16 protein-coding genes are annotated in these 24,460 nt (G+C 44.5%); 1 reads left to right on the top strand and 15 read right to left on the bottom strand.

Annotation, left to right across the window (positions count from 1 at the left end):
- Nucleotides 1-11: 11 nt before the first annotated feature.
- The 7 genes from A8805_RS15235 to A8805_RS15260 all read right to left on the bottom strand — a co-directional run bounded on the left by A8805_RS15235 (nucleotide 12) and on the right by A8805_RS15260 (nucleotide 8,386).
- Nucleotides 12-1,550 (bottom strand): xylulokinase, encoded by a 1,539-nt coding sequence (locus A8805_RS15235; RefSeq protein ID WP_109712673.1) that lies wholly within the window; start codon nucleotides 1,548-1,550, stop codon nucleotides 12-14.
- A 26-nt stretch (nucleotides 1,551-1,576) separates the two neighbouring features.
- Nucleotides 1,577-2,419, bottom strand: a complete 843-nt coding sequence (locus tag A8805_RS15240) for a class I fructose-bisphosphate aldolase (RefSeq protein WP_109712676.1) — start codon at nucleotides 2,417-2,419, stop codon at nucleotides 1,577-1,579.
- A 51-nt stretch (nucleotides 2,420-2,470) separates the two neighbouring features.
- Nucleotides 2,471-3,508, bottom strand: coding sequence for a zinc-dependent dehydrogenase (locus A8805_RS15245; protein ID WP_109712679.1), 1,038 nt, complete (start codon nucleotides 3,506-3,508; stop codon nucleotides 2,471-2,473).
- Between the two features lie 372 nt (nucleotides 3,509-3,880).
- Complete coding sequence (locus tag A8805_RS15250) at nucleotides 3,881-4,729, bottom strand: MurR/RpiR family transcriptional regulator (protein ID WP_109712681.1); 849 nt, start codon at nucleotides 4,727-4,729, stop codon at nucleotides 3,881-3,883.
- Nucleotides 4,730-5,014: 285 nt separating this feature from the next.
- Nucleotides 5,015-5,143, bottom strand: coding sequence for a hypothetical protein (locus A8805_RS22780; RefSeq protein ID WP_278321251.1), 129 nt, complete (start codon nucleotides 5,141-5,143; stop codon nucleotides 5,015-5,017).
- Between the two features lie 60 nt (nucleotides 5,144-5,203).
- Entirely contained in the window at nucleotides 5,204-6,970 is a 1,767-nt protein-coding gene (locus tag A8805_RS15255; protein WP_109712683.1) for an adenine deaminase, read from the bottom strand.
- A 42-nt stretch (nucleotides 6,971-7,012) separates the two neighbouring features.
- A complete protein-coding gene (locus tag A8805_RS15260) occupies nucleotides 7,013-8,386 on the bottom strand; it encodes an amidohydrolase (RefSeq protein WP_330405965.1) in 1,374 nt (457 codons plus the stop codon).
- Between the two features lie 225 nt (nucleotides 8,387-8,611).
- Here A8805_RS15260 and A8805_RS15265 point away from each other — a divergent pair, with 225 nt between their 5' ends.
- Entirely contained in the window at nucleotides 8,612-9,169 is a 558-nt protein-coding gene (locus A8805_RS15265) for a helix-turn-helix domain-containing protein (protein ID WP_109712685.1), read from the top strand.
- 30 nt (nucleotides 9,170-9,199) lie between these two features.
- On the opposite strand, the gene A8805_RS15270 is transcribed toward A8805_RS15265, so the two are convergent.
- From A8805_RS15270 to A8805_RS15305, 8 genes are all read right to left on the bottom strand, one after another.
- Nucleotides 9,200-10,021 (bottom strand): carbon-nitrogen hydrolase family protein, encoded by an 822-nt coding sequence (locus A8805_RS15270; RefSeq protein ID WP_109712687.1) that lies wholly within the window; start codon nucleotides 10,019-10,021, stop codon nucleotides 9,200-9,202.
- Between the two features lie 261 nt (nucleotides 10,022-10,282).
- Entirely contained in the window at nucleotides 10,283-13,909 is a 3,627-nt protein-coding gene (gene rpoC, locus A8805_RS15275; protein ID WP_109712689.1) for a DNA-directed RNA polymerase subunit beta', read from the bottom strand.
- A gap of 14 nt (nucleotides 13,910-13,923) precedes the next feature.
- On the bottom strand, nucleotides 13,924-17,778 hold the full coding sequence (locus tag A8805_RS15280; protein WP_109712691.1) for a DNA-directed RNA polymerase subunit beta: 3,855 nt from the start codon (nucleotides 17,776-17,778) through the stop codon (nucleotides 13,924-13,926).
- Nucleotides 17,779-17,918: 140 nt separating this feature from the next.
- Nucleotides 17,919-19,100 carry a M20 family metallopeptidase gene (locus A8805_RS15285; RefSeq protein WP_109712692.1) on the bottom strand — a complete coding sequence of 394 codons (1,182 nt, stop codon included), beginning with the start codon at nucleotides 19,098-19,100 and terminating at the stop codon, nucleotides 17,919-17,921.
- Nucleotides 19,097-20,593, bottom strand: coding sequence for an L-arabinose isomerase (araA, locus tag A8805_RS15290; RefSeq protein ID WP_109712694.1), 1,497 nt, complete (start codon nucleotides 20,591-20,593; stop codon nucleotides 19,097-19,099). Before araA ends, A8805_RS15285 begins: the two co-directional genes overlap by 4 nt.
- A 96-nt stretch (nucleotides 20,594-20,689) precedes the next feature.
- Entirely contained in the window at nucleotides 20,690-21,376 is a 687-nt protein-coding gene (locus A8805_RS15295) for an L-ribulose-5-phosphate 4-epimerase (RefSeq protein ID WP_109712696.1), read from the bottom strand.
- 25 nt (nucleotides 21,377-21,401) lie between these two features.
- Nucleotides 21,402-23,006 (bottom strand): xylulokinase, encoded by a 1,605-nt coding sequence (locus tag A8805_RS15300; protein ID WP_109712698.1) that lies wholly within the window; start codon nucleotides 23,004-23,006, stop codon nucleotides 21,402-21,404.
- Nucleotides 23,007-23,064: 58 nt separating this feature from the next.
- Nucleotides 23,065-24,204, bottom strand: coding sequence for a GntR family transcriptional regulator (locus A8805_RS15305; protein WP_109712700.1), 1,140 nt, complete (start codon nucleotides 24,202-24,204; stop codon nucleotides 23,065-23,067).
- Between the last annotated feature and the right edge of the window lie 256 nt (nucleotides 24,205-24,460).

The following is a 24,460-nucleotide window of genomic DNA, read 5'->3' on the forward strand; positions in this document are numbered from 1 at the left end:
TTTCCTCCAAATTATTGTAAATTGCTTCCCACCTTATACAATTCTTTAATCTGCGGGTACAATTCCGTATAAACCATATGTCTTTTATTATAGATATCCTCATGAGCATTACTGCTCTTTATTACTTTATACACTTTCTTTTCTACCTTACCAGCCGCTTCATAGACATCCCGGAAAATCCCCGCACCAACACCGGCGAGTAAAGCGGCTCCAATAGGTGCCATGTCATTCATGTCAAGAATTTTTATATCTTTTCCTGTAATATCAGCTTTAATTTGTGCCCAGGTCTCACTTTTTGCTCCGCCGCCAATAGATGCGAACTCTTTAATTTTCTGACCTGTTACACGTTCCGCTATTTCCGAAAGCTGACGAAGTCCATATCCACAGCCTTCCATAATTGCACGATTCATTTCTTTACGGGTGGTCTGCAAAGAAATTCCGAAAAACACTCCCCTCGCGTAAGGGTCCCAAATAGGACTTCTTTCTCCAAGCATGTATGGCAGAAACACCAGACCTCCACTCCCGGGGTTCGCAAGCTCTGCTTCTTCATTCATAAGCTCAAAAGCACTCTTTGTATTTCCTATTGCTTTCTCCACAAGATCCTGACAGAAATTGTCCCTGAACCATTGATAGGAAGCACCCGTGTGCGATAACGCTCCCTGGTAAATCCATGTGCCTTGTACTACATGGCAGCGGTTGATAAATCCGCGGTCGAATTTTGGCTGATCTACACAAATCGTAAGGACATTAGTTGTCCCCACCGATTCACATACGTCACCAGTCTTTACCACTCCGGCAGCAAATGTTGCACAAGCGGTGTCTCCGCCACCGATGATAACAGGCGTCTGCTCTGGTATCCCAAGCTCAATTAGGTCTGAATGAATTAATCCCCCCACAACATGTGTAGAGGCATAAAGAGGAGGTAGTTTTTCAATATCAATACCTGTTTTCCGGCATAAAAATTCAGACCACTTATAACCACCTGTTGTCTCAAACAGATTTGTATAGGATGCATTCGAATAGTCTATCGCAAATTCTCCTGACATTCTCTGAGCCATTAGTGTATTTACATGGCCGAAATACTTTGTCTTTTCATAAATCTCCGGAAGGTTTCTTTTAATCCAAAGCATGGAAGTACCGGACATAGCACCCGCCATAGCCGTGTTAGCAGTGATTTCAAATAGCCTGTCCGCGCCCACCGTTTCCCTGATAAACTCGGCTTCTTTTGTGCTGCGTCTGTCAGAATAGATGATAGGATCTACAAGTACCTCTCCATTTTCCCCCAAGGCCGCAAGCCCCGGACAGAGACTTGAAATGCTGATTCCCGCCACCCTGGATAAATCAATATTTTTTCCATCCTGTAAAAGCCGGACGCATTTCAGAAACGCCCTCCACATATCTTCTGTGTCAATCTGAGCATAGTCCTGATTGGGTGTAATCAGCCTATAGGAACTGCTGCTCAAGCCAAGCACCTGAGCGTTCTCATCTATAATAGCTACTTTGATACTGCTTGTTCCCACATCAACACCTAATAAATATTTATTTTTCATTTCAGATACCTGTTCACTAATTTATTTTAGAATTCATGGTAGTTTTTATCGTTCTCAAGCTGGGCAAGGAGCTCTTTCGCTTCTTTTACGCTATAACCTTCGTGGATAATATAGCGCAGTGCAATAACCAGTGCGGTGACATCTTCATACTCCCAAACAAATCTTCCCATGGTAACACCGCCGACACCGCAGTCCATAGCTTCTCTCGTCATCTGAAGATAGTCATCAAGAGTGTTGCATGCATCCCCGCCTTGAATTACGATGCGGAATGTTGATGGTACGCAGGCTACAACCTTAGCCATGCTGTCCGGGTCACCCGTATATGTAGTCTTGACAATATCCATACCTAGTTCACATGCACTTCTTACACTGTATGCAATGTTTTCCCATGAAGCTCTCTTATCTGCCGGAACGCTTTCTCCTTTTGGATATACGTGTCCGATTAACGGCATTCCTTTTCTCATACATTCTTCTGCAAATTTTCCAATTGTTTCAAACTGCTCACCCTGGAAATCACCTAATGTCATGCATCCCATAGAAACTGCATCTGCACCCATGCGGATTGCTTCATCAACTGTACCGAAAATTGTGTCCTTTGTAGGCGCTACGGGTGAGTAGTTGGAAACTTTCATCAGCATTGCAACTTCTCCGGCATGATTCCACATACAGTGCTCAGCAATACCTTTTGTCAATGTCATGGCCTCTGGTTTTCCTGCAATGATTTTATCAATTGTATCCTGCACCTGATGAAGTCCTGTCAACTGCGCAATTCCTCTTGAAATTGCGTGGTCAACAGTAATTGCCATCATCTTATTGCTCTTCGGATTAACCAGCCTGCTCATCCTTACTTCTTTTCCTAACATTGCCATAATCCCTATCTCCTTTTATACTTTTATTATTGTTAAACCACTTGGTCTGGTTTACGGTTCAATCATTACTTTCAGCCCCCTGCCGCTTTTACAAATCTCATAGGCCTCCCGGAACTCATCAATCTTAAATGTATGGGTTGCAATTTTATCCAGATTAATTCTTCCTCCGATTACCATATCGGCAGCCTCCAAATAATCTTTTCTCTTATAAGCGGTACTTCCATTTACATTGATTTCATTATAATGGATGGTATTTACTTCGATGATGGATTCTCCAGTGCCCGCAAATCCTGCAAACAAGTTCACTGTCCCACCTTTTTTACACAGCTTCAGTGCAGAGTTCACCAGTGCAGGTACTCCAATTGCCATAATAATGACATCCGCTCCCATTCCGCTGGTCGCATCCTTCACGATTTTCTGTAAATCTTCAGCGATCGGATCTACCACTTTATCAGCACCTAATTCCAATGCAATCTGCCGCCTCATTTCATTTGGTTCGCTGACAATCACCTGCTTTGCCCCGGAAATTTTAGAAAGCTGCATATGCATCAGGCCTATGGGACCTGCCCCCACAATCAGTACTGTATCATTAAAACCGGTCCCTGCATTCTTAAGCCCTCTAATGCAGCATGCAAGAGGTTCAATCAAGGCTCCCGCCGTAAATGATACTTCTTCTGGAAGCTTAATCACATTGCCGCTTGTAATAGCAATTTCCGGAATTAAAACATATTCCGCAAAGCCGCCGTCAAATTCATATCCTATTGCCTTACGGTTCATACAGGCATTTTCTCTGCCCTCCAGACAGGCCGGACAGGATCCGCATGGGATTACATTGGCGATGGCCGCCTTATCTCCCACCTGGAACCCTGTAACATTCCCTCCTACCTCTGAAATCACTCCGCACATCTCATGTCCTATTACAGATGGATAGCGGACACCTTTTGTCTTTGTCCCTGCCAGAATTCTCATATCTGTTCCACAGATAGCTGCTTTTTTCATTTCTAAAAGCAATTCGTCCGGGCCGGCTTCTGGTCTCGGTACGTCTGTGGGGGAAAAATCATTCGGTGCATTTAATACAACTGCTCTCATGCTTTTTTACTCCTTTACTTTACTCGATTGAATCATAGCATGTATGAAAATTATTTTCAATAATTATTTTTATTTTTGTAAATAATTTTCAAATAAGTTGTGTTATTTTTAGTCATATTGCTATTTTTTCATTATTTTACATATTTTCAAATGCTTTGTTGTAAATTATATCCATTTTGTTTTGTGTTCTTTTTTCTTTATTTTTCATTCTAATTGAAAATTATTTTCACCCTCATATCAAAACAGACCTGAGGATAGTTATAACTACCCTCAGGTCTGTTTCTCACCAAACATTTATACTAGCTCCTTGCCCATTAATATAAAGTTTTAAATTAAGCTTTAAATCTATGTGCACTCTTCTAGATACCAAACTTAAAATTTATTTTGTGATGTCGCTTTGCGAGTCTGCTGAATCGCATGATAAGAGTCATCATAGTCCTGAAATCCCACAATTGCAACCAAACAGTCTATGATTGCCAGTTGTGCTATTCTGGTGCTGACTGATTCCGATTTAAAAATCGTCTCTTCTGATGCCGTATAAAGAACTATATCTGCATTTTTAGATACCGGCGTCTTTCCCTGACTCACAAGCGCAATAGTCCCTGCCCCATTTTCCGACGCATTTTTCATGCAGTTCACTACATTTGAATTATAACCCGAATGGGATATACAAAGTGCTGCCTCGTTTCCTTTCATCAGCGAAGAGGCCATCAGCTGCATATCTACGTCCTCATGCACATGTACCTGAATTCCTATTTTCAGAAATTTGTGCTGTGCATCCTTTCCTACAAGAAGGCTGCCGCCGCTGCCAAAGATAACCAGCCTTTCCGCATTTCGAATCATATGCGCCGCCTGCTCAACGGCTTCTAAATCAAGCACGGCAAGTGTCCTGTCTAAAACTGCGACCTCCGTGCCAAAAATCTTTTTACAGATGGTGGGAATGTCATCCAAAGGTTCAAGACTGGGATTGAGATGCTTCTCCTTTGGCAACACGTCCCGCGCTGCATTAATTTTAAAATCCTGATACCCCTTATAGCCAAGACTTTTACAAAAGCGTACTACCGACGCATCACTCACACCTGCTTTTTCCGCCAGTTCTGTTATATTGCTGTTCAATACAGAATCATAATTCTCGAGGACATAATTTGCAATCTTTGCCTCTGTATTGGTCAGAAGATTCATCTTTCCTCTAATTTTTTGCTTGCAGCTAATACCATCCAAGGCAACCCCTCCACTTGTCAAATATGTTTTAGATACAGAATTTTTGTATCCAAACACGCATTTATTTTTTTAATCATAACATAGCAATCCCCATTTTACAACGTTTCTGCTGTATAGTTTGCCGCAGCGATTTTTTAGAATTCCTCTGCTTATTATATTTTTTTGAATTTTCGCCTGAATTGGCATTGATTTTTAGATACAGGAGATGTTACAAAATGCAAATACCTCAAGAAAAGATACCTGATTTCGCAATATCTCCTGGGAAGCATTGATAAATACAATTGATTATTTAATAGATTCCATAAAGTGCTCGATAGAGTCAGCATGTGCTGCTAGTTTCAGGTACTTGTTCAGAACTTCCAGGTTTTGCTCACTTTTGATTTCTGTTCGTAATTCCTCAGGTATAGTACCCATATCTCCCAGCAGCTCTAAAACATCTTCAGCCTTTCCTTCTCTTCTCTTGTTCGTTAACGTTTATTCTATAACTTCAATTATCGGAGAAATTACTTCCTGTTTCATTACATCGATAAAGCCCATATCTGTCACTGCATACATTGGAATCGCAGCAAGGCAGATAAATGACAGGAACATAAATGGAATCTTGATTGGGGAACCAAGTTTATGTATGATTTCATTTAATTTTCTCTTTTCTTCTGCCAGTTCTTCACCGGATAAATCAGAAAGCAGGCCGCAGACTGGATAGGAAATTTCTGCAAGGACCTCACCGTCCTTAACTACATTCTGGCCTCCGCCGATTTCTATCAGATGATTTACCGCAATTGCCATATCTTCAAAATTTGTCCCCATAACTATAATATTATGATTATCATGTCCCACAGAGGAAGCAATTGCGCCTTCCTTTAGATGGAATCCGCCCATAAAAGCCTTCCCTATATTGCCATTTACACCATAGCGCTCCACCTGGGCAATATAAAGTACGTCCTGCTCCACATCGCATTTAATAACGCCATCTTCTACAGCCAGCTCTACCTCTCTGCCCTGAGTAATGGGTATCCACGGAAGAGTATCCATCACCTGAACTTTGACCCTTTTTGCGCCTTGGGGAGCATGCATTTTGAAGCTCTCCGGTGTAACCGGGTTTCTCAGTTTTGTTGTATTCAGAAGGCAGGGGGCATGTTCTGCTTTTGGATATGCCACAAGACATTTTCCATGATCTACAATTTCTTTCCCGCCCGATATTACACTTAATACTTTGAAATCTTCTTCTCCGGTAGTAATATTAATATCCGCCCTGCGCCCAGGTGCAAGACCGCCGATTTCATCATCCAAATGAAATGCCCTTGCAGCATTCAGTGAAACCATCTGTATTGCCGAGGGAAAATCCACTCCTGCTTTCAAAGCCCTGCGGACAGCCTCATCCAGATGTCCATTATCGACTGCATCTATCGTATGTAAATCATCTGTCACAATACTAACCCTGGAAGTATCCAGTTTTTCCTCGGTGATTGCCTTTATACAGTCTGCCAGATTTTGTGCTGCCGATCCTTCCCGGATCATCAGGTGGCATCCATTCCTCAATCTGGCCACAGCTTCTTCCCCGCTCAGAGATTCATGGTCTGTTGTAACCCCTGCCGCCAGACAGGTATTCAAAGCAGGTCCCATCATCTCCGGCAGGTGGCCCTGGCAGGTCTTCCCGGGCATTTGATTTACCATATCCATTGACTGCAGCAAATCCGGAAATCCGGACAAAATATACGGCCCCACAATCTCGGATAATCCCACTGCATCTTTTCTTTGTAATGCTTTTTTGATAATCTCCGCATCAAAGTGCCCGCCGCTTGTTTCCAGATTTGGAGCAAAAGGCACATGGGAAGGTACAATGAAATATAACTTCAGATCTGTTTCCCCAGCTTCTTCAAGCACCGCTTCTATTGCTTCCAGCCCTCCCACAACACCGACTTCATGCAAATCTGTCATAATCGCTGTAGTACCGTGTTTCAGCACCAATTCCGCAAAGGAACGTATACTCAGTCCTGTGCTTTCAGGGTGAATGTGCCCGTCAATAAACCCAGGTGTTATAAAATTCCCTTCTGCATCAATGACCTTTGTCCCTTCACCTATGGTATAGTCTACCTCTCCCACCGCAGCAATCGTATTTCCGCTGACAGCCACACCGCCTTTATAAATCTCTTTCGTATACACATTGACAATCTTACCATTCTTTACAACAATGTCTGCAGGAGTTTTGCCTGCAGCAACCTCTAATAGCTTTACGTCCATATGTCTTCTCCTTTTCTTTGAAATCAGTCTCTCGTCCAATTCTTACCGGCGGATTACAGGAAAACGGTCCGGCAGCACAATGCCTGCCCTTTTATAAATCGCTTCACTTCGTTTTTGAGCCTCGTTTACAATGGCATCCTCATCCAGGGTTAAAATCTTTCTGTCTTTCATCAGCCATTTTCCGTCACACATGGTACTTTCAATATTGGTGGAATGCATGGAGGTTACAAGAGCCGCAATCCTGTCATTTACGGGCATCATCGAAGGTCCATTAGGATTAATAATTATCAGGTCTGCTTTCTTCCCCTGTTCCAGGCTGCCATACAGATGCTCATCCAGTAATGCCCTGGCTCCGTTTTTTGTTGCCATACATAGAATATCCTGGGATGGAACTACTGTAGAATCCAAACGCCAGCCTTTATGAATCAGAGAGGTCAGCCACATTTCATCTACAATATCCATACGGTTGCTGGAGGATGCTCCATCCGTTCCAATGGACACACAGATGTTCTTATCCAGCATCTGCGGAATTTTGGCAAATCCGAGAACCCGCATGGCAGAGGCCGGATTGTGAGAAACTTTAACATCATATTCCTGAAACAAATCCACCTCTTCATCCGTCAGCCACACAGTATGTACTGCCAGAAGGTTCTTGTCCAGCACTCCCAGCCTGTGCAGATGAGTCACAGTGGATTCCCCATATACCTCCTTCGTATATTCAACCTCTGATTTCGCCTCAGCCACATGCATATGAACTCCTGCCTGGTAATGGTCAGCCAGTTCTTTTGTCCTGAGAATCAACTCATCTGTGTTGTTAAATATGGTCCGGAGTCCATACCATATCTGTACTCTCCCATCCGCAGAATTATGGTATCTTTTCAAATCTTCCGTCTGCTGCTCCAGCTCTTCCTCCATTGTCCTCTGCCAGACCAAAGGAAGCCCTTCTCCGCAGTCCATAACAGACTTTGCCAGCTTTCCGCGAAGCCCCGCCTCGGTCACTGCCTTTACCATTCCACTGACAAACTGACCGCCGGGTTCTGCAAAACTGGTAACGCCAGAACGTATCAATTCAAGGCAGCACATCAGAGTAGAAACATAGGAATCCTCCTCTGTCATATTGCTCTCAAAGGGCCACATTCTCTTATGAAGCCATGTCATAAAGTCCACGTCATCCCCCACACCGCGGCTTATTTGCTGAGATGTATGGACATGCGTATTCACAAACCCCGGCAGAAGATATTTCCCCTTTAGATCAATAATTTCCGCATCTGGCTTTACCAATTCAGAAGCCACTTCCCCCACTGCCAGAATCTTGTCCTCCTGAACGAGAAGGTCACCGTTTTCATACACTTGATTCCGCTCATTCATTGTTAGAATATAACCATTTCTAAAATAAATCTGCTTGCCGCTTTCCAAATCACACCCTCCTTTTTCGATTTTTGTTCATTATAACGAACACCGTTCGTTTTGTCAATTGCATAAAGGTAGTTATTTCTCTTAAAAAGCTGCAGTTCGGCTATAAACTAAAAATGTTGCAGATTTTATCCGTATCTGCTAAAATGTATTGAAGTATCACGGTCTGTGAACAAGTTTTTCTATTACAAAATCTTGGAAAAGTGAGTGTCATTATGGGAGGTTATTATGGATTTATCTAAAATAGGGAAAGCAATTAAAGAAAAACGGCAGGACATGAATCTGTCCATCCGGGACCTTTCCGCGCTCTCTCAGGTTGCAGCCAGCACAATCAGCCAGATTGAGACAGGAAAGACGTCCCCAAATCTGCTGACCTTAAAATCAATCTGCGATTCTCTCGATATCCCTGTTTTTTCCTTGTTTTTGGAGGAGGAGGCCCATATTCAGCTTGTGCGTTCCGACGATCAGAAGTCTTTTACGAGAAATATGAGTAACGGAAAACCATTAACCGAATCTCTGATTATACATGGTAAAAATGAAATGTATGCGGCTACAGTTACTATTCCGCCTCATACCGATTCTGGGGAATATGCGCATCATGGCGGGGAAGAATTCGTTTATGTACTACAGGGGAAAGTGATTTTTGAACTGGAGGATAACCGGGTTTACGAACTAGAAGAGCATGATACTTTGTATTACCCCAATTATATTGGGCACCGATGGTTTAATAAGACTGATATAGAAGCCAAAATATTGATGGTCTCCACCTCTCCTTACACCTTTTAGGAGAGGTGGTTTTTCTTTTGAGGGCCTATTTTAGTTCTTTAATTCCTGAAGCCTGTATATATCTTCCCGCCTTCCCGCCAGAAGGGGCAATTCTCTTCTCACTTTATCTATATAATCCAGGTCGATATCATTGATAATATATCCTTCTTTTTCATCCATCTCCTGAATGATATTCCCCCACGGTGATACCAGCAGAGTATGTCCCCATGCTATATACCCGGAGGATTCCCTAGCGGCGGATGTCCCCATCACATAGCATTGATTATCTAATGCCCTGCTCTGAAACATAATATCCCAATGGGCAGGCCCTGTTATCATGTTAAATGCAGCCGGAACAAGTATGATCCCGGCACCTCTCTGTACCATTAGCCTGCTAAGTTCCGGAAAACGGAAATCAAAGCAAATGCACAGTCCCATCTTCCCAAATTCCGTATCGAACACGGTGCATTCATCCCCCGCACTTAATGTATCCGACTCTTTAAAACGCAGCCCTCCCTCGATATTAATGTCAAACAAATGCATTTTCCGGTGTTTTCCTATCTGCTTTCCGCTGCGGTCAAATACATAGGCTGTATTATATATCCTTCCTTCTTCATCCACTTCCGGGATGGTGCCTGCTGACAGATATATCTGATACTTCGCAGCAAGCCTGCTGAATTCCTTCCAGCTTTCTCCGCCCTCAGGCTCCGCATAAACCGGAAAATTCCTTGTATTGTAAGGGCAGGTAAACATTTCCCCTACTGTAACCAAATCCACCTTTTCATTTTGAATTCGTTCAAGATACTTTCCTAACTCCTCAATATTCTTTTTCTTTTCTTGATAGGTGTGTGTCTGCAGCTGCGCTATTCTCATAAAATCCTCCTTAATCCCGATTCTTCCCCGAAGGTTATTTCTAATTCTTTCACATTCTCTTTATTTTTGTCAAGCTATAAAATAAGAAGGAATCTTGCTTGCAAGATTCTCTCGCTGGGTTGTGTTGTGTTAATAACATCTTCTTTGCCAATCCAGTGCAATCCCCCGGAGGGTTTTTATGTAATAGAAGCACTTTTCTATTACATAAAAAAGATGCCCCCATTTCCCGGGGACATCCTTACCTTTGTTTATATAATACTTCTATTCTTCTTCGATAACCAGTTCTTCTTCAAGGTCTATTTCTTCCTCAAAGTCAATCTCATCATCCATTTCCAGTTCTGTACTTAATTTTACATCGCGGTATTTTCTCATACCGGTACCAGCCGGAATATGCTTACCAATGATAACATTTTCCTTCAAGCCAATCAGATGATCCACTTTACCCTTGATTGCAGCCTCTGTCAGTACCTTGGTTGTTTCCTGGAAGGACGCTGCTGACAGGAAGGAATCTGTTGCAAGGGATGCTTTCGTAATACCAAGCATAATCTGTTCGCCCACTGCAGGCTCTTTTCCTTCTGCTTCAAGTTGTTCGTTGGTCCCAGTGAAATCTAGTACATCCACCATAGTTCCTGGCAGGAATTCTGTATCTCCTCTTTCCTCGATGCGGATTTTCTTGAGCATCTGACGCACGATGACTTCGATATGCTTGTCGTTGATTTCAACACCCTGCAGACGGTATACACGCTGTACTTCCTGAATCATGTAATCCTGAACGGCACGAAGACCTTTAATTTTCAGGATATCATGAGGATTCACGCTACCTTCTGTCAACTCATCACCGGCCTCTAATTTTGCACCATCCTGTACTTTAATACGGGAACCGTACGGAATCAAATATGCTTTAGATTCTCCGGTCTCATTATTTGTTACAATAATCTCACGTTTCTTCTTTGTGTCGCTGATTACTGCTGTACCTGCAAACTCAGTAATGATAGCAAGACCTTTCGGCTTTCTTGCCTCAAAAAGCTCCTCAACACGGGGAAGACCCTGGGTGATATCGTCACCGGCAACACCACCTGTATGGAAGGTACGCATGGTCAGCTGTGTACCCGGTTCTCCGATGGACTGTGCTGCAATAATACCAACAGCTTCACCGACCTGGACAGCTTCGCCCGTTGCCATGTTTGCACCATAACACTTGGAGCATACACCATTCTTACATCTGCATGTAAGCATGGTACGGATTTTCACCTTATCCAATGACTGGCCTTTTTCATCTACACCCTTTTTCATGACCTGTTCTGCACGTCTTGGTGTAATCATGTGGTTTGCTTTTACAATAAGCTTACCGTCTTTATCCTTAATGTCTTCGCAGGAGAAGCGTCCTGTAATACGCTCCTGAAGACTTTCAATCTCTTCATTTCCGTCCATGAATGCCTTAACAAACATTCCCGGAATCTCTTTCCCTTCTTCCTGGCAGTCGCTGTCATGAATAATCAGCTCCTGGGATACGTCAACCAGACGTCTGGTCAGATATCCTGAATCGGCTGTACGAAGAGCCGTATCAGACAGACCCTTACGTGCACCATGAGCAGACATGAAATACTCCAGTACATCCAGACCTTCACGGAAGTTGGACTTAATAGGAAGCTCGATTGTACGTCCTGTTGTATCAGCCATCAAACCACGCATACCTGCAAGCTGTTTAATCTGCTTGTCGGAACCACGGGCTCCGGAATCCGCCATCATAAAGATGTTATTGTATTCATCCAGACCGGACAGAAGGGCTTCTGTCAGCTTATCATCGGTTGCCTTCCATGTCTCAACAACTTCCTTATAACGCTCTTCTTCTGTAATCAAACCACGTTTGTAGTTCTTTGTGATTTTATCAACTGTGTTCTGCGCTTCTTCAATCATCTGCGGCTTTTCAGGCGGTACGGTCATGTCTGAAATGGATACAGTCATAGCTGCTCTTGTAGAGTATTTATAACCGATTGCCTTTACGTCATCCAGCACTTCTGCTGTCTGCGTTGCACCATGGGTATTGATAACCTTTTCCAAAATCTGTTTCAGCTGCTTCTTGCCTACGTGGAAATCCACTTCCAGCAAGAGTGCATTTTCTTCCAGCTCACGATCTACAAATCCCAAATCCTGAGGGATAATTTCATTGAAAAGAAGCCTTCCCAGCGTAGCCTCAACAATTCCTGATATCTCAGTTCCATCCGGCATTGTCTTCGTCACGCGCACTTTAATTCTGGAATGCAGCGTAATATATTCGTTCTCATAAGCCAGAATCGCCTCATTCACATTCTTAAAGAGCATTCCTTCGCCCTTTGCCCCTGGTCTTTCCTGGGTCAGATAGTAAATACCAAGTACCATATCCTGAGAAGGAACGGCAACAGGACCACCATCAGAGGGTTTCAGCAGGTTGTTAGGTGAAAGCAGCAGGAAACGGCATTCTGCCTGTGCCTCTACGGACAGCGGCACATGGACAGCCATCTGGTCTCCGTCAAAATCGGCATTGTAAGCAGTACATACCAACGGATGCAGCTTAATAGCCTTACCTTCTACAAGAATCGGCTCAAATGCCTGGATACCCAGTCTGTGCAGCGTAGGGGCGCGGTTCAGCATAACCGGATGTTCCTTGATTACTTCCTCAAGTACATCCCACACCTCTGGCTGAAGTCTCTCCACCATTTTCTTTGCATTTTTAATATTGTGTGCTGTTCCATTGGCTACCAGTTCTTTCATAACAAATGGTTTGAACAGCTCAATTGCCATCTCTTTCGGCAGACCGCACTGGTAAATCTTCAGCTCCGGTCCAACGACGATAACAGAACGTCCTGAATAGTCAACACGTTTTCCCAGAAGATTCTGACGGAAACGTCCTGATTTACCTTTGAGCATATCAGAAAGAGACTTCAACGCTCTGTTTCCAGGGCCTGTTACCGGACGTCCGCGGCGTCCGTTATCAATCAAAGCATCTACTGCTTCCTGCAGCATACGCTTTTCATTGCGGACGATAATATCCGGTGCTCCCAGCTCCAGCAGCCTTTTGAGACGGTTATTTCTATTGATAATTCTTCTGTATAAGTCATTCAAATCAGAGGTTGCAAAACGTCCTCCATCCAACTGTACCATGGGACGCAGATCTGGCGGAATAACCGGAATTGCAGACAGAATCATCCATTCCGGCTTGTTGCCGGATTCACGGAATGCTTCTACAACTTCCAGGCGTTTCACAATTCTCGCACGCTTCTGCCCTGTGGCATTCGTCAGCCCAGCCTGCAGCTCTGCGTACTCTTTCTCTAAATCAATGGCCTGCAAAAGCTCCTGAATCGCTTCTGCCCCCATTCCTACACGGAAGGAACCATAACCCCATTTTTCCTTTTCTTCCTGATACTCAGCTTCAGACAACACCTGCTTATACTGCAGGCTGGTCTCCCCTTTGTCCAGTACGATATAAGAAGCAAAATACAGAACTCTCTCCAATGTTCTGGGGGAAATGTCCAGAATCAGTCCCATACGGCTTGGAATCCCCTTAAAATACCAAATATGGGATACCGGCGCCGCCAGGGCAATGTGCCCCATACGCTCACGGCGTACAGAGGCCTTTGTCACTTCAACACCACACCTGTCGCAGACCACACCTTTATAGCGGATTTTTTTATACTTTCCGCAGTGGCATTCCCAGTCTTTGCTTGGTCCGAAAATCTTTTCGCAGAAAAGTCCGTCTTTCTCAGGTTTCAGTGTTCTATAGTTGATGGTCTCAGGCTTTGTAACTTCTCCCCTTGACCAATCCATAATTTTATCCGGTGAAGCCAGACCGATTTTGATTGCATCAAAAGTTAACGGTTGAAATTGTTGTTCATTATTACTTGTTGGCATATATATGGCTCCTCCTATTCTTCATCGTCCATCAATTCGTCAAAGACGATTTCTTCATCTTCGAAATCATCATCCTCCGGTTCCACATTTTCAAGTTCTTCCCCAACAAATTCCTGTTCCGTGAATCCCTGGTCCCCGTAGGATTCATTCTCATCACGATATCTTTTGTCTCCTTCAATAATGGAGTGCAGATCGGTCTCACCATAATCTACCGTTTCCATAATCTCCACTTCTGTATTGTCATCACGCAGCACACGTACATCCAGGGCCAGTGACTGAAGCTCTTTTAACAGAACCTTGAAGGATTCCGGAATACCTGGTTCCGGGATATTTTCGCCTTTGATAATTGCTTCATAGGTCTTTACACGTCCCACAACATCATCGGACTTCACGGTCAAAATCTCCTGCAGTGTATAAGATGCACCATAAGCCTCCAGTGCCCAAACCTCCATCTCTCCGAAACGCTGCCCTCCGAACTGTGCTTTACCGCCCAGCGGCTGCTGTGTAACAAGTGAGTAAGGACCTGTAGAACGGGCATGGATCTTATCGTCTACCAAGTGATGAAGCTTGAGATAATGCATGTGTCCGATTGTAACCGGACTGTCGAAAAATTCACCGGTACGTCCGTCACGCAGACGAACTTTACCATCACGTGAAAGCGGAACGCCCTTCCACAGTTTTCTCTGCTCCCTGTTATCAGATAAATACTGAAGAACTTCCGGAAGCAATGCATCACCATGTCTCTTTACAAATTCTTCCCACTCCAGGTTTACATAATCACTTGACAAGTCCAAAGTGTCCATAATATCAATCTCGTTTGCCCCGTCAAAGACCGGTGTGGAAATATTGAATCCAAGCGCTTTTGCAGCAAGGCTCAGATGAATCTCCAGTACCTGTCCGATATTCATACGGGAAGGCACACCCAGCGGATTCAGAACGATATCCAAAGGACGTCCGTTCGGAAGATAAGGCATATCCTCCACCGGAAGCACGCGAGAAACAACACCCTTGTTACCATGACGTCCGGCCATCTTGTCACCAACAGAAATCTTTCTCTTCTGTGCAATATAAATGCGGACTGCCTGATTCACACCAGGAGAAAGCTCATCACCGTTCTCTCTGGTAAACACTTTTGCATCCACAATAATACCATACTCACCATGAGGTACTTTCAGGGAGGTATCTCTTACCTCGCGGGCTTTCTCACCAAAAATTGCACGTAGCAGTCTTTCCTCTGCCGTCAGCTCTGTTTCTCCCTTCGGAGTCACCTTGCCAACCAGAATATCTCCTGCACGGACTTCCGCACCAATCCGGATAATACCTCTTTCATCCAGATCTTTCAGTGCATCATCACCAACTCCCGGAATATCTCTTGTGATTTCTTCCGGTCCCAGCTTTGTATCACGTGCCTCTGCTTCATATTCTTCAATATGAACAGATGTATATACATCATCCTGTACCAGCCTTTCACTCAGCAGTACAGCATCCTCATAGTTATATCCTTCCCATGTCATGAAACCAATCAATGGGTTCTTTCCAAGTGCCATCTCGCCGCTGGAAGTAGACGGACCATCTGCAATTACTTGTCCTTCCTCTACCCGCTCACCCTTGTCAACAATCGGCCTTTGGTTATAACAGTTGCTCTGATTACTTCTCAAAAACTTTGTTAATTTATAAGTCTTCTTTGACCCATCATCATGCTTAATTGTAATATCGGTAGATGTAGAACGCTCAACCACACCTGCTTTCTCGGACACCAGGCAGACACCGGAGTCTACGGCTGCTTTTACTTCCATACCTGTTCCTACAACCGGTGCTTCTGTCGTAAGAAGGGGCACCGCCTGACGCTGCATGTTTGATCCCATCAGCGCACGGTTAGCATCGTCGTTTTCCAGGAAAGGAATCAGGGCTGTTGCAACAGAGAACACCATCTTAGGAGAAACGTCCATGAAATCAAACTTGCCTCTCTCATATTCCTGTGTCTCCTCACGGTAACGGCCGGATACATTCTTATGAACGAAATGTCCAATGTCGTCCAGGGGTTCATTGGCCTGTGCAACGTGATAGTTATCTTCTTCATCTGCTGTCATATAGACAACATCCTCAGTAACAATCGGATTCTCCGGATCAGTTTTATCTACTTTACGGTACGGTGCTTCTACAAAGCCGTATTCATTGATTCTTGCATAGGTAGCAAGAGAGTTAATCAGACCGATGTTAGGACCTTCAGGTGTCTCAATCGGACACATTCTTCCGTAATGGGAGTAATGAACGTCACGCACCTCGAATCCGGCACGGTCTCTGGAAAGACCTCCCGGTCCCAATGCAGACAGACGTCTCTTATGTGTCAGCTCACCAAGCGGATTATTCTGATCCATGAACTGTGAAAGCTGGGAGGAGCCAAAGAACTCCTTAACCGCTGCTGTAACCGGCTTAATGTTAATCAGCGACTGGGGAGAAATTCCCTCCTGATCCTGTGTTGTCATTCTTTCACGGACTACTCTTTCCAACCTGGACAGACCAATTCTGTACTGGTTCTGAAGAAGTTCTCCTACCGCACGGATACGTCTGTTGCCCAAGTGGTCAATATCGTCATCATTGCCCATTCTATATTCCAAATGGATATTATAATTAATGGAAGCCAAAATGTCTTCCTTTGTAATATGCTTAGGAATCAAATCATGGATGTCCCGGCTGATTAAACGCTTTAACTCCTCAATGTCGCCGGCACTTTCCTCCAGAAGCCCTTCCAGTACAGGATAATATACCTGTTCTGTCACTCCTACCTCTTTTGGATCAATGTCCACAATTGCCTGCAAATCTACCATCATATTAGAAAGAATCTTGATATTGCGGGATTCTTCCTCGCCTTCTACCCAAACGTATGGTACTGCCGCATTTTGGATATTATCTGCCAGTTCTCTTGTAATCACAGTTCCCTTTTCTGCAATTACTTCGCCTGTCAGAAGGCTGACAACATCTTCTGCCACCCGCTGCCCCTTGATACGGTTTTTCAACGCCAGCTTTTTATTGAACTTATATCGTCCAACCTTCGCTAAATCATAACGTCTCGGATCAAAAAACATGCTTGTAATCAGGCTCTCTGCGCTGTCCACGGCAAGTGGTTCGCCTGGTCTTATCTTTTTATATAACTCTAATAAACCTTCCTGATAGCTCTCAGCTGTATCTTTGCCGAAACTTGCAAGGATTTTTGGCTCTTCACCAAATAATTCGATGATTTCTGCATTTGTTCCGATACCAAGTGCACGGATTAATACGGTAATCGGCACCTTTCTCGTTCTATCTACACGTACATAAAAAACGTCATTGGAGTCTGTTTCATATTCCAGCCACGCACCACGGTTAGGGATGACTGTCGCTGAGTAAAGTTCTTTTCCGAGCTTATCATGGGCAATTCCATAATAGATACCCGGAGAGCGCACCAACTGACTTACAATAACACGCTCGGCACCATTGATTACAAAAGTACCGGTCTTCGTCATAAGTGGAAGGTCTCCCATAAATATTTCATGTTCGTTTATCTCATCGTTGTCTTTGTTGTAAAGTCTTACCCTTACCTTCAAAGGCGCCGCGTATGTTGCGTCACGCTCTTTACACTCCTCGATTGTATATTTCACATCGGATTCGCAAAGTGTAAAATCGACAAATTCCAGACTCAGGTGACCGCTGAAGTCGGAGATTGGGGAAATATCGTCAAATACCTCTTTCAGTCCTTCATCCAGAAACCACTGGTAAGAGTCTTTCTGAACTTCGATTAGATTCGGCATCTCTAATACTTCTTTTTGTCTGGAATAGCTCATGCGTAAACTTTTTCCGTTTGTGATGGGACGAATTCTGTTTTTCTCCATTGACGTTTCACTCCTCATATATTTTTTGGCGGGCTACGAGTCGCCCTTCATTAGTTCCTGTAAATAGGAAAAGAGCCATGTGACAGTAAATCTGTCACTACGATGGCACACCTTTCCACAATAGCGCATTTTCTACTATATCACAAAGCTCTTTCTGCTGTCAACATGTTTCTTACTAATATGCGAAAAACCTCTTGACATCTTTCAATTTCTGTGGTAAGAACGAATTCATTCGGCTTGTGAGCCTGCTGCAGGCTCCCTGGTCCATAGGACATACACTCCCTGTTTTTCAGTTTTCCAGCGATAACTGCTGTGTCTGTATACCCTGGAAAGGCACTGATTTGGGGCGGCATTCCCGTTGCCTCACATATTGCCTTCCTTAATTCATTGAGAAGAGTTGATTCAGGATGAGTCTCCACCCAGGGACGGTCACCAGTGATCTGGTAACTGCCTGTAATACCTGGCACTTGCTGTTTCCCTTCTTCAATGGCCGTTCTTAGAATCTCTTCGGCTTTTTTCGTATTCATGGGCGGTACCAGCCGCATATCGATGGTCGCCTTGCATTTGTCCGGAACCACATAGGGGCTATACCCACCCTGGATTTGCCCAAAGGTTACTGTTGAGGGCCCCAATTCGGGATGTACCGGGCACTTTAAAATTTTGCTTCTTATATAAGTAAGTATAGCCGACATTCCCGCAACGGCATCAGCTCCCTTTTCAGGCATACTGGCGTGAGCGGTAACCCCCTGAACCTCCAGCTCAAACCACGTGCGCCCTTTGTGTGACATTTGAAGCTGGCCGTCTGTGGGTTCCATGTCCACAACCCAGTCTTTTTCCGTTACCCATTTATCAAGGATAGCCTGCTCTACGCCCTGCATATCTCCTTCCTCGTCCACAGTTCCTATAAATACTAGTGAATGAGACAGCTTCATACCTCCCCGTCTTACCAGATCGGCAGTCTCCGCAAACACACTAAGGGCACAAGCCAGCCCGGATTTCATATCACAAGCGCCTCTGCCCCATAATCTGCCTTCTTCTATACGTCCTCCAAAGGCTTCCACATTCCATCCGTCCCCTTTTACAACAGTATCCATATGGCAGATGAAGATAAGGGCGGGATGTTTCACCTCGCCCTCCAAAACCGCCCGCACATTGAACCGGCCGGGTGCAGCCAAAGATTTCTCCGGCCTCACACCTGCCTTCTCCAGATAATGATAAATGAATTCTCCAATCCTTCCCTCACAGGCCCCTGGATTTGTACTTTCTATCTTGACAAGACTGGCTGCCAGCTCAACTGCATCACATTGAATTTGTTTTATCATTTTCCAAACACCAGTGAATTCCACATTAGTTCATTTTTAAACTGGCGGATTGTAGTATCCTTATCAATATATACGGCTTCGATTCCCATAGCTGCTGCCCAGTCTCCCATTTGCTCTGATGTCAAATCATAGGAAAATGCCGTATGGTGAGCTCCGCCTGCAAGAATCCATGCCTCCGCACCTGTCAGCAGATTCGGCTGAGGAGTCCAGAATGCTGTAGCCACCGGAAGCTTAGGCATTGGTTTCTCTGTTTTTTTACAGTCGACATCGTTGATAATCAGGCGGAACCTGTTTCCCAGATCAATCAGAGAGGTTGCTACTCCAGGCCCTTCTTTCGCCGTGAACACCAGACGGGCAGGATCTTCCCTGTCGCCCATGCTCAAAGGCTGAGCTTTAATACTGATCGGACCGTCAGCAATTGTAGGACACACCTCCAGCATATGAGCCTGCAGGATTCCTTCTTTTCCAGGCACAAGGTTATAAGTATAATCCTCCATAAAGGAGGTTCCTTTCGCGTCTTTTATACCCTGTGTCATAATTTTCATGACACGGACCATAGCCGCCGTCTTCCAGTCACCTTCTCCTCCAAAACCATAACCTTTTTCCATCAGTCTCTGGATTGCCAGGCCCGGAAGTTGTTTCAGACTGCCCAGGTCCCCAAAATGGGTAACAATTGCCTGATAATTTTTCTCTTTCAAAAACCTTTCAAAGCCAATCTCAATTCCTGCCTGTACTGCCACATGCTTTCTGAAATCCTTCTCATCTCTTCCTTCCAAAAGGATTTCATATTTATCATAATATTCTTCTACCAATACATCGATATCTGCCTGAGAAACCTGGGCAACTGCTGCTTCAATTTCATTTACCGGGTAAGCATCCACTTCCCATCCAAATTTAATCTGCGCTTCTACCTTATCCCCCTCAGTAACAGCAACATTCCTCATGTTGTCTGCTATACGCATTACGCGGACATGGCTGCTCTCAATCACACCGATACTTGTCCGCATCCATGTTCCTATCCTGGCCTGCACTGCTGTATCTTCCCAGTAACCGGCAACTACTTTGCGCTCCATGCCAAGGCGGCTGAAAATATGGCCATACTCTCTGTCCCCATGAGCTGCCTGGTTCTCATTCATAAAGTCCATATCAATCGTATCATAAGGAATTTCCTGGTTAAACTGGGTATGCAGGTGGAGAAGCGGCTTTCTGTACTCCTGAAGGCCCAGAATCCATGACTTCGCCGGTGAAAATGTGTGCATCCATGTAATTACACCTGCACAAGTCTCATCCATATTTGCTTCATTGAACGTCTTTCGAATCAGCTCATTTGTAATCAGAGTAGGTTTCCATACCACCTCAAAAGGTATCACCTGAGAGGCATTCAGCGCCTCTACAATTTTCTTCGAATGCTCTGCAACATGAGCGAGACACTCATCACCGTATAAATCCTGTGACCCCGTGCAAAACCAAAATTTGTACTGTTTCTGTTCCATTGTTAAGTCCTCCTTTTTGATAAGTGCCGTAAAGGGGACAGTCCCTTTTCAAAAGGGACTGTCCCCTTTGCGCTCCATTGTCAGAATATTCTCCTTTTATTGTCCGTAGTAAGCATCTGCCCCATGTTTCCTGTTGTAATGTTTATCCTGTAATTCCTGGGGAGCAGGCAGAGCTTGTGGGTTTATCAGTTCGCATCTTGCTGCCATTTTTGCTACTTCTTCCAGAACTACTGCATTGTGTACCGCATCGTATGCATCTTTGCCCCAGGTAAACGGCCCGTGATTCTTGCAGAGTACTGCCGGCATAGAGATATAGTCCTTATCCTTAAAATATTCTACGATCAATACACCCGTATTTTTCTCGTACGCTTCGTCTATCTCTTCTTTCGTCAGGTTTCTGACGCACGGGATTTCGCCGTACATATAATCAGCGTGGGTCGTACCATAACATGGAATTCCCCGTCCTGCCTGTGCCCAGCTTGTTGCCCACTCGGAATGGGTATGCACAATTCCTCTGATATCAGGAAAGGCCTTATACAATTCTAAATGAGTAGCGGTATCGGAAGATGGATTATAATTTCCCTCTACCTTGTTTCCGTCCAAATCCATAACTACCATGTCTCCGGGAGTGAGCTGGTCATAATCCACCCCGCTCGGTTTAATAACAAACAGTCCGGTCTCTTTATCCAGACCGCTGACATTTCCCCATGTAAAGGTAACTAATCCATGCTTTGGCAGCAGCATATTTGCCTCGTATACTTCTTTCTTTAATTGTTCCAGCATCTTCTCTTCTCCCATCTGCTATTTATTAATTCAGGTTTTCTACTGCACACTGCTCGATACTAAGACCTTTTTTGTAACGTTCAATAAATGTCTCGAATCCTTCCACGTCCTTCTCATCCGGTTCTATACAAGATCCCTCATCACCGCCAAATACTCTCTCGGACAGATAGTGAGCCAAGGTTTCGCCCTCTTCCTTTTGTACCAGATAGGAAGCAAGCAGTGCAATCCCCCAGGCTCCGCCTTCTCCCGCAGTCTCCATGACAGACACAGGTGCATTCATGGCAGCCGCCATAATCTTCTGTCCAACTCCTTTTGTCTTAAACAGCCCTCCATGTCCCAAAATCTTGTCAATCTGAATATGTTCATCTTTTGTCAGGATATCCATTCCAACCTTCAGAGCACCCAAAGCCGCAAACAGATGCACTCTCATGAAATTGGCCAGATTAAACTTACTGTCGGGAGTACGAACGAATAATGGCCGTCCTTCATCCAGTTCTATTATATTTTCACCGGAATAGTAACCGTAAGACAGAAGTCCGCCGCACTCAGCATCCCCTTCCAGTGCCTTGTTATACAGCAGTGAGAACAGGCGGTTCATATCCACTTCCATGCCAAACGCCTCTGCAAATTCCTTAAACAGACCCACCCAGGCATTTAAGTCTGATGTACAGTTATTCGCATGAGCCATGGCAACCAACTCACCGGAAGGTGTTGTCACCATATCAATCTCTGTGTAAACCTTTGAAAGTTCTTTTTCCAGTACAATCATGGCAAACACAGAGGTTCCCGCGGATACATTTCCCGTTCTGACTGCAACACTGTTGGTGGCTGCCATTCCGGTTCCCGCATCTCCTTCCGGAGGGCACACAGGTATTCCAGACTCCAGTTCCCCTGATGGGTCAAGCAGTCTTGCCCCCTCTTCTGTAAGGCATCCGGCATCTTGTCCCGCAGTAAGCACTTTTGGCAGTAAATCTTTCACTTTCCAGGAATATCCTTTGTCAGCAACAAGAGCATCAAACTGCTCCAGCATTCTTCCATGGAAATCTTTTTTCTCAATATCAATAGGGAACATTCCTGCAGCATCACCAATTCCCAGCACCTTCTGCCCAGTCATTTTCCAGTGGATATAGCCAGACAAAGTGGTAAAGAAATCTACATCCTTTACATGTGCATCTCCCTCCAGAATTGACTGGTATAAATGAGCTACGCTCCACCTCTGTGGTACATTGTACTGGAATAGTTCTGTTAATTTACCTGCTGCTTCCCCAGTGTTTGTGTTCCGCCATGTACGGAAAGGCACAAGAAGCTTTTCTCCTTTGTCAAACGCCAGATAGCCGTGCATCATAGCACTAAAACCAAGAGCTTTCGTCCGCTTCAAGGTGACACCGTACTTCTCCTTTACCTCATCTGCCATCTTCCGGTAGCTGTCCTGAAGTCCGTTGTGAACATCCTCCAGCGCGTAGGTCCAGATCCCATTATCATATTTATTCTCCCATTCATGGCTGCCTGACGCTATAGGAGTAAAATCCGTGCCAATTAAAACTGCCTTAATCCTTGTCGACCCCAGTTCAATTCCAAGTGTTGCCCGCCCTTCCATAATGTCACTTTTCACATTACTTAAATCGCTCATTCTATTTTCCTCCATTTTAAATAATTTATAGTCTTAATAAAGTACCCTGAAGTGCTAATTAGATTTCTGAATGAGTTTCATAGCCCGCTGTCGATAACTCCTCCCGCTGTGTCAAAATCTGAACGGATTTCCTGATAATCATCTCCGGCTTTAACTCCAGACTTTCCTCCGGCTTAATTCCATCCAGCATTTCCAGCATCTTCTCCGCTGCTATTCCTGCCACTTCCTTCACGGGATTCTGTGCTGAAGTAAGAGGTATTTCACACCGCCCTGCCAAATCTGAATTGTCAATCCCCACAATAGAAAGAGTTTCCGGAATCTTTATGCCCGCCTCTTTACAGATGCCTACCAACTGATTTGCCACCTCATCATTGTAGCAGACACATGCCGTGCATCCCATCAAACGCCGCAGATAGCGCGCTCCATCCTTCTTCATTTCCTTCAGTTCACAGGTATCTATCCAGGCAATCCGCTCACCTTTCACTTTTATATCCCATTCCATCAAAGCATCCATATATCCCGCATACCTCTTATGGCCCTGGCCATCATCAGATTTGAAAACTGCCGCAATTTTCCTGTGTCCGCACTGCAATAAGTGTTCTGTAACCAACTTTCCTGCAAGATAATCATCCAAACTTACATGCACTGCCTCCAGCTCCGGATAAAAACTATTTAAGAACAATACCGGTATCTTTCGTTTTTGCAGTTCCCGGTATATATCCAAGTTAGGGTTCGGTAACCCACTCTTTACCGGTTCGGCAATAATCCCATCCACAGAATCGTTCTTTAGAAAACCTCTCAAAATCATTCTTTCTTTTTCAACCGTATTGTGAGTAAAAGAAATTTGCAGGGTATAGCCTGCACAGGACAATCTGCCTTCCATTTCCTTAAGCATGCTGGGGAAAATGTATTCATCTACATAAGTTGTCATAACTGCAATCTGCATTGTTTTGGCACGGACGGGGCCTTTTCTCTCATCTTTTCCATTAACATAAGTCCCGCTCCCCCTCATGCGCCTTACAATTCCATGCTGCTCTAAAACAAGCACTGCATGACGTGCAGTCTGACGGCTCACCTGAAACATGGATACCAGTTCATGCTCTGAATAAACCTTGTCTCCTGCCTGCAGTTTTCCCTGCTCCATTTCAGATATAATCCAATCAGCTATTTCTTCATATTTTGCTTTCTTTTCCGCCATAGACCCTGTCCCTTCAGCGCCAACTTGACATTGCCTTTTCTATAAATAACCTTACAATATAACTCCCTTAAATTCAAGTTGGAGTCTTTCACAAATGTACATACAACTCTTGTGTATTATCTTGTAATTGGTGCACATCAATTTAAAAGTTGTATGTAGACATCTTCTGCATATCCCAGTCTACGGCACGTTTAAAGCCTGCGTATGCCGGCTTTTAAAAACAGGGCACCGGCGCAGCAAATGCCCTGCTGCCTGG

It is taken from the genome of Faecalicatena contorta, assembly GCF_003149105.1.
GTDB lineage: Bacteria > Bacillota > Clostridia > Lachnospirales > Lachnospiraceae > Muricomes > Muricomes contortus_C.

What these genes read in the sequence shown, in the direction of transcription:
- A8805_RS15235 (WP_109712673.1), bottom strand. Translation starts at nt 1,550, where the DNA reads ATGAAAAATAAATATTTATTAGGTGTTGATGTGGGAACAAGCAGTATC.
- A8805_RS15240 (WP_109712676.1), bottom strand. Translation starts at nt 2,419, where the DNA reads ATGGCAATGTTAGGAAAAGAAGTAAGGATGAGCAGGCTGGTTAATCCG.
- A8805_RS15245 (WP_109712679.1), bottom strand. Translation starts at nt 3,508, where the DNA reads ATGAGAGCAGTTGTATTAAATGCACCGAATGATTTTTCCCCCACAGAC.
- A8805_RS22780 (WP_278321251.1), bottom strand. Translation starts at nt 5,143, where the DNA reads ATGGGTACTATACCTGAGGAATTACGAACAGAAATCAAAAGTGAGCAA.
- A8805_RS15255 (WP_109712683.1), bottom strand. Translation starts at nt 6,970, where the DNA reads ATGGACGTAAAGCTATTAGAGGTTGCTGCAGGCAAAACTCCTGCAGAC.
- A8805_RS15265 (WP_109712685.1), top strand. Translation starts at nt 8,612, where the DNA reads ATGGATTTATCTAAAATAGGGAAAGCAATTAAAGAAAAACGGCAGGAC.
- A8805_RS15270 (WP_109712687.1), bottom strand. Translation starts at nt 10,021, where the DNA reads ATGAGAATAGCGCAGCTGCAGACACACACCTATCAAGAAAAGAAAAAG.
- rpoC (WP_109712689.1), bottom strand. Translation starts at nt 13,909, where the DNA reads ATGCCAACAAGTAATAATGAACAACAATTTCAACCGTTAACTTTTGAT.
- A8805_RS15280 (WP_109712691.1), bottom strand. Translation starts at nt 17,778, where the DNA reads ATGGAGAAAAACAGAATTCGTCCCATCACAAACGGAAAAAGTTTACGC.
- A8805_RS15285 (WP_109712692.1), bottom strand. Translation starts at nt 19,100, where the DNA reads ATGATAAAACAAATTCAATGTGATGCAGTTGAGCTGGCAGCCAGTCTT.
- araA (WP_109712694.1), bottom strand. Translation starts at nt 20,593, where the DNA reads ATGGAACAGAAACAGTACAAATTTTGGTTTTGCACGGGGTCACAGGAT.
- A8805_RS15295 (WP_109712696.1), bottom strand. Translation starts at nt 21,376, where the DNA reads ATGCTGGAACAATTAAAGAAAGAAGTATACGAGGCAAATATGCTGCTG.
- A8805_RS15300 (WP_109712698.1), bottom strand. Translation starts at nt 23,006, where the DNA reads ATGAGCGATTTAAGTAATGTGAAAAGTGACATTATGGAAGGGCGGGCA.
- A8805_RS15305 (WP_109712700.1), bottom strand. Translation starts at nt 24,204, where the DNA reads ATGGCGGAAAAGAAAGCAAAATATGAAGAAATAGCTGATTGGATTATA.